We start from the raw sequence: 8,500 nt of genomic DNA on the forward strand, positions 1-8,500 counted from the left end.
ACGTCCGGCGTCACCGCCGCCCGTCCCAACGCTCCCGCGCGCGCATCGTCTCCTCCCAGACATCGCGGAACAGCGCGGCCAGCGCGGCGTTGTCGAGCGGCTGGCGCGTCGCGCCCATCTCCCTCAGCCAGGCCTGCGGCCCGGGTTCCTCCAGGATGGCGGTGACCTCCGCATGCAGGCGCGCGATCACGGCGGGCGGCGTTCCGGCCGGCGCGAAGAGGGCGTTGAAGGCCAGGCCGTCGAAGGCGAAGCCGGATTCCCGCAGCGTCGGCACATCGGGCCAGCCGGGCAGGCGCTCGGTCGTCGTCACGGCCAGGGCGCGCAGCCGGCCCGCGCGCAGCAGGGGCAGATAGGCCGGCAGCGGCCCGAGGCTGATCTCGACCGCGCCAGCCTCCAGGTCCAGCAGCAGCGGGGCGGAACCGCGATAGACCACGGGGGCCACCGGCCCCTCGGCGGCCACGCCCAGCGCGCGGCAGAGGCTGTCATCCGCCCCGCCCGCCCCCAGCACGCCGCAGCGCAGCGGGCGGGAGGCGTGGCGGATGAGGCCGAGCAGCTCGGCCAGATCCCGCGCCGGCAGGGCGGGGTGCGCCACGAGAATTCCCGGCAGCTCCGCCACATGGGCCACCGGGGCGAGGCTGATGTTCGGGTTGAAGCGCGGGCTGGGCGCGTTCGCCGCCATGACGACGATCCCGCTGCCGTGCAGCAGCAGCGTGCGCCCATCCGCCGGCGCGCGCGCGGCGGCCTGCGCGGCGAGGAGGCCCCCCTCGCCCGGCCGGTTCTCCACCCGCACCTCCACCCCGAGTCGCGGCGCCAGGCGCTCGGCCAGCATGCGGGCGAGCTGATCGCTCACGCCGCCCTCGGAGTAGGGAACGAGGATGGTCACCGCCTCGCCCCGCGCCGCCGGTTGCGCGAAGGCCACGCGCAGGGAGGGCGCGGCCGTCAGGGCAGCGAGCAGCAGCCTCCGCGGCAGGGTCATGGGCATCTGTCCGAGCGTCCCGAAGCGGGGCGAGCCTGCCAGAGCCCGGCCCGCGCGGATAGGCACCCCTGCCCGGCCGCTACTCGCCGCGCCGGCTGAAGCCGAGATCCCGCCAGGCCATGCGCGCGAGCAGCAGCAGCGCGGCCGCCTCCTCGTCCTCCGCCTCGGCCATCCGGGGCATCGCCTCCATCACCCCGCGCCCGAGCTCCGCGGCCTCGGCGAGCGCGAAGAGGGCGAGCAGCCCGGGCCCGCCCCGGTGCGGCGCCACGGCGCCGGTGAGGAGATCGGCCCAGGCCGGAACCGGCGTGGGCCCGGCCGAGCGCCAGAAGGCGAGCACGGCGGCCACCGGCGGCTCTCGCCCCAGCCCCGCCCAGCAGAGGTGCAGCACTGCCATCGCCCCCTCGGCCGTGAAGCGCGGCGGCCAGCCCTTGGCCCAGCCGAGGCGGCCCGAGGCGCGATCCAGCTCCAGCCAGTCGGCCGGAAGGCGCCAGGGGCCGAAGCGCGCGCGCCGCAGCAGGGAAAGCGCGTCCTCGCGCAGCGCCGCCCAGCGCGGATCGGGGAGCTCGCGCTCCAGCCCGGCCAGCGCGGCGAAGGGGATGCCGCCCGCGGCGACCACCGCGCGGGTGGCGTTGGCGAAGCCGCCCGCCGCCGGCAGCAGCAGCATCGGGCCCGGCGGGGGCAGCAGGCAGCGGTGCAGCACCTCGCGCGCCATCTCCTGGCCGAGCCGCCGATAGCCCGCCTCGCGCCAGTCGCGCCCGGCCTCGCACAGCGCCCAGGCGGCCAGCAGATCGGCCTGGCTCGCGTTGTTCAAATCGAGAAGGGCGCGGTGCGCGCCCTCTTCGTGACGCCAGACCCAGAGCCGGTCTTCCGGCCGCGCGAGCGCCTGGCGGGACCAGGAGAGGATGCGCGCGAAGCCCGCCCGGTCCTCGGCCCGATGCGCCGCGAGCAGCCCCACGGCCTGCAGGAAGGAATCGGTGACGGAGGGCCGGCCTGTGACCCGCATGCGCCCCTGGGGGTCGAGGAAGCGCCGGCGCACCCATTCCCAATCCGCCTGGGGGCCGGGCGCCGGCGCGGCGGCGGCGCGTCCGGCCAGCCCCGCGGCGAGGGCCGCGGGCGGGAGCGATCGGCGGCCGAGACGCGACATGAATCCATGGTTGCACGCGCCCCGCCCCCGCGCCACCGCCGCCGCGCCTCGGCACGCCCTGCGCAGCGCGGCCGTTGCGGCGCTTCATGCCGCCCCATAAGATTTCGCGCACGGAGGGGCGAGCGGGCCGCCCGACGCCTGGGGTTGATGCGCCGCAAGGCCCGGCAGGCCGGGCCCGCTAAGCTCCGGGACGGCGCGCCCCCGAAAGGGCGGAGCGCGGTGTGGCGGCAGAGAGGCTGGGGATGACGGGCGGCGGCGAGGAGCGAGACGACGGCGCGCCGGCCCGCCCCATCCGTCGGCGGGCGCTGTTCGCGGCCCCTCTTGTTCTGGCCGCTCCGCCCGGCTTCGCCGCCCCGGCCGGGCTGCTGGATGCGGCGCGCCGGGCGGGAAGGCTGCGCGTGGCGCTCACCCCCGCCCTGCGCAGCCTGCCGCGCCCCCCGGCCCCGCCCAAAGCCCCCGCCCGCGACCTGCTGAGCGAGGCGCTGGCCCCGCGCCTCGCCGGGCTGATCAACCTGCGCGCCGAGATCGAGCAGACCCGCCTGCCCGGCGAAGCGATCGAGTGGCTGGCCCAGGGCCTCGTGGACGTCGCCCTGCCCATCGCCCTGACCCGCCCGGCCGCCCGGGAGGTGATGTTCGCCCGGCCCCATCTCGTGACCGACCTCGTGGTGCTCGCCCCGCGCGGCGAGCGCCAGCGCCGCCGCCTCGCGGAATGGACGGGCGTCCCGCTCGCCGGGCGCGCCCGGCTGCTGGAGGCGCTGGCCGATCTCGGCCAGCCGACGGAGCTGATCAGCCTGCTTCCCGCGGAAACCCCCGAGGCGCTGGAGGAGGCGCTGCTGCGCGGCGAGGCCTATGGCGCGCTGACCACCGCCGTCGAGGCCCGCGCCCTGCAGGACCGCAACCCGAGCCGGGGCTGGATCATCCGCACCGTGCTCGCCACCCAGCCCTATGCGGCCGCCACCGCCTTCGGCGAGCACGACCTGCGGCGCGCGCTCGACCAGGCGGTGATGCTGGCGCTGGAGGAGGGGGTGGTGGCCGGGCTCTTCCGGGAGGCCTATGGGCTGCCCTTCCCGCCCCTGCCGGAGGAGCACTGAGCATGGCCGCCCTGGCCCGCCGCGCGGCGCTGCTCGGCGCCCTGGCCCTGGGGGCGGGGCGGCCCGCCCGCGCCAGCCTCCCGCCCAGCGTCTCGGTCCTGACCTGGACCGCCGTCTCCCTGCCCGCCTTCCGCGAGAGCTTCGCGCGTCATCTGCGCGCCACCGGCGTGGCGGTGCGGCATGTGCACCTGCCCTGGGCGGAGTATCTCGAGGCCCTGCCCGAGGCGCTGCGCCGGCCGGACGGGCCGGACATCGCCTGGGTCTCGGATTCCTGGCTGCCCGAACTCGTCGTCTCGGGCCTCGTCGCCCCGCTCGAGGATCTTCCGGGGCTGGCGGAATCGGCCCGCGAGCAGGATCCCGAGTGCCAGGCGGCGCTCCGCTTCCGCGGCCGGCTCTACGGGCTGCCCTATTACAGGGATTCGCTCGGCCTCTTCGTCAATCTGGACATGCTGCGCGAGGCCGGGTTCCGCGCGCCGCCGACGCGCTGGGAGGAACTGGTGCAGCAGGCCCGCACCCTGCGCGCGCGCGGCCTCTCGGCCCGGCCCCTGATCATGCCCCTCTCGGCCGAGCCCTGGCTGCTCGAACTCGTCACCGCCTTCGCCTACAGCCTGGGCGGCGGCTTCATCGGCGCGCGGGGCGAGCCGATCATGACCGACGACCGGCGCGGCATCGTCCCGGCGCTGACGCTGCTGCAGGCGCTGATTCATGACCACCGCATCCTGCCCTCCGAGGCGCTGCGGATGACGGAGGCGCAATGCGCGGCGGCGCTGGGCGAGGGCCGGCACGCCTTCGCCGTGCTGCCCACCTACCGGCTGGACTGGCTGCGCCAGCCGCTGAACGCGCCGGTTGCCGCCAGCATCCGCCTCGCCCCGCTGCCCTTCGGTGGCGAGGCGACGGGCCCGGCGAGCTGCGGCTGGGTGCGGCTGCAATGCCTCTCCGTGGTCGCGCGCTCCGAGCCGGGGCGGGAGCGCCGCGCCGCGCGGCTCCTGGAGCGCCTGGGCGGGCGCGACGCCTCGGGCGCCTACGACACGGCGCGCCGGCTTTTCCTGCAGCACGGCCTGCCCTTCTGCGCCCTGCCCCTGCGGCAGGATCCCGAGGTGCTGGAATGGGGGTGTGGCACGGAGCAGACGGAACGGGTGCATGACCACATCCTCGCCACCACCCGGCTCAAGGACACGATCGCGCCCGGCGCGGCGCTGTGGCAGACCATGACGGACCCGCTCTGGCGGCGCGTCGCCGCGGGGGCCCTGACCCCCGCCCAGGCCGCCGAGGCCGCCGAGGCGGCCTGGCGGCAGATCTGCGACGCCTGCGGGCCGCGCCCATGAGCCCCTGCCGGCGCAGCCTCCTCCTCGCCGGGCTGGGCCTCGGCGCAGCGTTCCGCCCGGCCGCTGCGCGCGACGGGGCCTGGGCCCGGGTGCGCGCGGCGGGCCAGATCCTGATGGGGGTGGAGGTGGAGGAGACGGGCCTCTGCGCGCGCGATGCGGACGGGCAGCTCGACGGCTATCTGATCGCGCTCGGCCAGGGGCTGGCCCAGGGGCTGGGCGTGCGGCCGCTCTTCGTCGAGAGCGTTGCGGGCCAGCGCCTCGCGGCGCTGCGCGCCGGCGCCTTCGACCTGCTGCTCTCCTCCCCGCCGCTGGGGCGGGAGGCGCTGCGGCTCGCCATGTTCAGCCCGGCCTATGCGCGGGTGGAGTGGCGGGTGCTGCTGCCGGAGGCCATGGTCCGGGCCGGGCCGATGGCCTGGGCGGGCGCGGTTCTGGCCGCGCCGGCGGGGCTGACCACGCTCTGGATCCAGCGCCAGCTCGCCTGGGCAGGGGTGCGGCTGCACCCCGTCCCGCATTGGCAGACGGCGCAGGCCGCGATCCAGGCGGGACTCTGCCAGGGCGCCGTGCTGTCGGACCTCATGGCCGATAAGCTGCGGGAGCGCCTGCCCGACCTGACCACGGGGCCCGGGCTCGAATCCGCCCTGATCGGGGCGGCGGTGCGCTGGGGGGAGCACGATCTTCTGGCGGCGGTGGAGATGCAGTTGCGCCTGCTGCGCCGGCGCGGGGTGCTGGACATCCTCTCGCAGCATTTCCTCGGCCGGCGCGCGCCGCGGGAGGCCTTCGAATGATACGGGCGGCATCACATGCCGCCCCTATCGCGCGCAGGGTTGGCGGGCACCCATCGAAGCTTTGTTCGATGGGACCCGGTGTGGCGGCTGCGCGCCAGGACAAGGGCATACCGGCGGCCGCGCCGCAGCGTCAGCCGTCCATGCAAGGGGCCGCTGCCATGAGGGCCGCGCCCCCCGATCCCCGCCGTCGCGCGCTGCTGCTGGGCGGGCTGGCGCTGCTGCCCGCCCCGGCGCTGCGCGCGCGCGAGCCCTCGGGGGCGCTCGCGCGCATCCTCGCTGTCGGCCAGTTGCGCGCCGGGGTGTGGTTCGACAATCCGCCCTGGGGAATGCTGGACATGTGGGGCGCGCCGGACGGCTTCGAGGTGGCGCTGCTGCGCCGTCTCGCCGCGGCGCTCTCCGTGCGGCTCGACCTGGTGGGGCTCGAGCCGGAGAACCGGCTGCCCGCGCTGGAGCTGGGCCGGGTGGACATGCTGGGCGCGGGCATCCCCTATGATCCCAGCGTGCTGGGCCGGCTGGCGCTGGCCAGGCCGCATGGCTGGCTCGCCGCCGTCATGGCCGCGCGCGAGGGCGAAGCGCCGGCGGGCTTCGAGGCGCTGCGCGGCCGGCGCGTTGCCGTTCCGGCGGGCGCGCTGCTCGCCGAAGTCACGGCGCGCGCCGTGCCGGCGGGCACGGAGGTGCTCTTCCTCTCGGACCCCTGGCAATGCCTCGCCGCCGTTGCAGAACGCGACGCGGATGGCGCTGCGGTTCAGGATGCGGTGCTGCGCCAGCACCTGCTCGACCATCCCGAGAGCCCCTTGCGCGAGGCCTTCGTGATCCGCCGCTGGCGCATCGCGCTGGCCCTGCCCCGCGGCGAGCCGGATTTCCTGCATTTCGTGAACGGCTTCCTGCGGGTGGAGGAGGCCGCGGGCGGGCTGGCGGAGCTGCACCGCATCTATTTCCGCGGGGCGGAGACGGGCATCGGGGCCACACCGTGATGCGGCGGGCTACGCGGCATCGAGAGGGGGCGGCGCCGCCCGGATCAGCGCCCGCCGCGCGGCTCCATCAGGCGCCGCCGCACCGAGGCGAAGGCGCTTTCCGCATCCAGGTCGGCGCGCACATAACCCACCCCGGCGGCCGGCTCCTGCGGGTTGGCGAGGGCGGTGGCGCCGGTCACCGGATCCTCGTTGGGCTGGGTGGCGATGATCTCGGTCAGCGGGCCTTCGCTCATGCCGTCCCGCCAGCGTTGGCGCCAGACGCTGACGCTGCCGCCGCGCACCTGCTCGGGCCAGGTCGTGGTCTGCAGCGGCGGGCCGAGCGCGGCGCCGGCCTGGCGGAACACCTCGGCCACGCTGAGCCGCTGCTCGAGCGGCTGGAAGGCCTCGATCCGCACCACGCGGTGCCCGCGCTGCGGGTCGTTCAGCAGATGGACGCGGATATTGGCGCAGGCGAGGGGCGCGCCGCGCGGCAGGCAGTCGTCGTCGGTCGGCACGGCGACGATCAGCCGCGTCAGCCCATCGGGCGGCAAATCCGCCTCCTGCTCGATGGAAAGCCCGGCGGCGCGCAGCACCTCCACCGCCTCGCTGCGGGACATGTCGAGGTCAATCTCGCGCGCGGCGGCCAGCACGGGCAGGGCGAGACCCTGTCCGGCGGGGGCGGCGGTCTGGGGCCGCGGCGCGCCCGCGGAAAGGCCGAGGGCGGCGAGGGCGGCGAGGACAAGGGGCCGGAGGCGGCGCATGGACGGGGAACTCCATCGGGGGGCGGGGCGGCTGCGCCCCGCCATTTGCTGGAATATATGCACCCCGCGTGCCAGGGCCGCCTTCATCCGGATCAAATCCATGCAGGCGATGCAGGGCCGCCCCGCGGGGCGTGCGCCCCATGCCGCTGAGCCGCCGCACCGCCCTGGCCGGCGGCGCGGCCGGCGCGCTGGCCTGGCCTGAGCCGGCGGGCGCCCTGGGCTCCGACGAGCAGGACTGGGCGGAGTTCCGCCAGCGCTTCCTCCTGCCCGAGGGCCGGGTGGTGGACACGGGCAACCGGAACGTCTCCCACTCCGAGGGCCAGGGCTGGGCGCTGCTGGCCGCCCAGCGCGCCAATGACCAGCCCTCCTTCAACCGCATCCTCTCCTGGACGCTGGCCAATCTCCGCCGCCCCTCGGACAGCCTGCACGCCTGGCGCTGGGCGCCCGACAGCACGCCGCCGGTGACCGACATCAACAACGCGAGCGACGGCGATCTCTTCATCGCCTGGGCGCTGGTGGAGGCCGCCGAGCGCTGGAACCAGCCGGAGCTGATGCGCCGCGGCCTCGCCATCGCGCGGGATCTGCAGCGCGCCTGCTTCTTCAACCTCGGCCGGCGCTGGTTCTTCCTGCCCGGCGCCTACGGCTTCCGCAACGCGAGCCGGGTGGTGCTGAACCTCTCCTACTACGCGCTGCCGGCCTTTCACGCCCTGGGGCGGCTGACGCGCGACGCGGCCTGGACGCGCATCGAGGCCGATGGCCTGGCGCTGCTGCAGGAGGCGCGCTACGGCCGCTGGGGCCTGCCGCCGGACTGGCTGGAGATCGACCTGCAGACCGAGCGCCTGAGCGTGGCGCGCAACTGGCCGCCGCGCTTTTCCTTCGACGCGGTGCGCATCCCGCTCTACCTGTGCTGGGGCGGCTCGGCCCGGCATGTGGCGGTGCAGGCCAGCGTGGAGTTCTGGATGCACATGGAAGGCCGGCCCATCCCGGCCTGGACGGATTTCCGCGGCGACCAGCTCGCGCCCTATCCGGCGAATGCGGGGATTGCGAGCGTGGCGCAGCTCGCCCGCGCCGCGCGGGAGGGGCGGGGCGCGCCGGGGCTCATGCCCCGCCTCTCCGCGGCGACGGATTACTAGGCTCAGGACTCATTGTCCGAGCCAGAAGATGACGATGGCGGCGAGTGTGATGGCGCCGAAGAAGGTGGTGGCGCAGCGGTCGTAGCGGGTGGCGATGCGGCGCCAGTCCTTGAGGCGGCCGAAGGCGATCTCGATGCGGTGGCGCTGGCGGTAGAGCGCCTTGTCGTAGGGGATGGGCTGCTTGCGGTTCTTCTTGGGGGGGATGCAGGCGGCGATGCCACGCTCGGCGAGGGCGGTGCGGAACGGGTTGCTGTCATAGCCGCGGTCGGCGATCAGCTCGCGCGCGGGTGGGAGTAGCGGGGCGAGGATGTTGGCGCCCTTTTGGTCGTTCA

9 protein-coding genes are annotated in these 8,500 nt (G+C 75.9%); 5 read left to right on the forward strand and 4 right to left on the reverse strand.

What is annotated here, in order from left to right:
• Positions 1-10 precede the first annotated feature (10 nt).
• Both H596_RS21275 and H596_RS0111880 read right to left on the reverse strand, forming a co-directional pair.
• Positions 11-982 (reverse strand): tripartite tricarboxylate transporter substrate binding protein, encoded by a 972-nt coding sequence (locus H596_RS21275; RefSeq protein ID WP_084602722.1) that lies wholly within the window; start codon positions 980-982, stop codon positions 11-13.
• 73 nt (positions 983-1,055) lie between these two features.
• Positions 1,056-2,120, reverse strand: coding sequence for a glycosyl hydrolase family 8 (locus tag H596_RS0111880; protein ID WP_027285078.1), 1,065 nt, complete (start codon positions 2,118-2,120; stop codon positions 1,056-1,058).
• Between the two features lie 221 nt (positions 2,121-2,341).
• Here H596_RS0111880 and H596_RS0111885 point away from each other — a divergent pair, with 221 nt between their 5' ends.
• The 4 genes from H596_RS0111885 to H596_RS0111900 all read left to right on the forward strand — a co-directional run bounded on the left by H596_RS0111885 (position 2,342) and on the right by H596_RS0111900 (position 6,295).
• The gene (locus H596_RS0111885; RefSeq protein ID WP_156910101.1) at positions 2,342-3,211 is read left to right on the forward strand and encodes a substrate-binding periplasmic protein; all 870 of its coding nucleotides are present in this window, start codon (positions 2,342-2,344) and stop codon (positions 3,209-3,211) included.
• 2 nt (positions 3,212-3,213) lie between these two features.
• On the forward strand, positions 3,214-4,536 hold the full coding sequence (locus H596_RS0111890) for an ABC transporter substrate-binding protein (protein WP_027285080.1): 1,323 nt from the start codon (positions 3,214-3,216) through the stop codon (positions 4,534-4,536).
• Positions 4,533-5,321 (forward strand): substrate-binding periplasmic protein, encoded by a 789-nt coding sequence (locus H596_RS0111895; RefSeq protein ID WP_027285081.1) that lies wholly within the window; start codon positions 4,533-4,535, stop codon positions 5,319-5,321. The genes H596_RS0111890 and H596_RS0111895 overlap by 4 nt, the downstream gene beginning before the upstream one ends.
• Positions 5,322-5,479: 158 nt before the next feature.
• Positions 5,480-6,295, forward strand: a complete 816-nt coding sequence (locus H596_RS0111900) for a transporter substrate-binding domain-containing protein (protein ID WP_027285082.1) — start codon at positions 5,480-5,482, stop codon at positions 6,293-6,295.
• Between the two features lie 44 nt (positions 6,296-6,339).
• Here the strand turns inward: H596_RS0111900 and H596_RS0111905 are convergent, their stop codons facing one another.
• Positions 6,340-7,035 (reverse strand): hypothetical protein, encoded by a 696-nt coding sequence (locus H596_RS0111905; RefSeq protein ID WP_027285083.1) that lies wholly within the window; start codon positions 7,033-7,035, stop codon positions 6,340-6,342.
• A gap of 140 nt (positions 7,036-7,175) precedes the next feature.
• Here H596_RS0111905 and H596_RS21280 point away from each other — a divergent pair, with 140 nt between their 5' ends.
• A complete protein-coding gene (locus tag H596_RS21280; protein WP_051212878.1) occupies positions 7,176-8,168 on the forward strand; it encodes a glycosyl hydrolase family 8 in 993 nt (330 codons plus the stop codon).
• A gap of 9 nt (positions 8,169-8,177) precedes the next feature.
• Here the strand turns inward: H596_RS21280 and H596_RS0111915 are convergent.
• Positions 8,178-8,500 (reverse strand): IS5 family transposase (locus H596_RS0111915; protein ID WP_027285084.1); only part of this gene is annotated, 323 nt, incomplete at its 5' end.

The sequence above is a fragment of the Rubritepida flocculans DSM 14296 genome (assembly GCF_000425365.1).
Taxonomy (GTDB): Bacteria; Pseudomonadota; Alphaproteobacteria; order Acetobacterales; family Acetobacteraceae; genus Roseococcus; species Roseococcus flocculans.

What these genes read in the sequence shown, in the direction of transcription:
- H596_RS21275 (WP_084602722.1), bottom strand. Translation starts at nt 982, where the DNA reads ATGCCCATGACCCTGCCGCGGAGGCTGCTGCTCGCTGCCCTGACGGCC.
- H596_RS0111880 (WP_027285078.1), bottom strand. Translation starts at nt 2,120, where the DNA reads ATGTCGCGTCTCGGCCGCCGATCGCTCCCGCCCGCGGCCCTCGCCGCG.
- H596_RS0111890 (WP_027285080.1), top strand. Translation starts at nt 3,214, where the DNA reads ATGGCCGCCCTGGCCCGCCGCGCGGCGCTGCTCGGCGCCCTGGCCCTG.
- H596_RS0111895 (WP_027285081.1), top strand. Translation starts at nt 4,533, where the DNA reads ATGAGCCCCTGCCGGCGCAGCCTCCTCCTCGCCGGGCTGGGCCTCGGC.
- H596_RS0111900 (WP_027285082.1), top strand. Translation starts at nt 5,480, where the DNA reads ATGAGGGCCGCGCCCCCCGATCCCCGCCGTCGCGCGCTGCTGCTGGGC.
- H596_RS0111905 (WP_027285083.1), bottom strand. Translation starts at nt 7,035, where the DNA reads ATGCGCCGCCTCCGGCCCCTTGTCCTCGCCGCCCTCGCCGCCCTCGGC.
- H596_RS21280 (WP_051212878.1), top strand. Translation starts at nt 7,176, where the DNA reads ATGCCGCTGAGCCGCCGCACCGCCCTGGCCGGCGGCGCGGCCGGCGCG.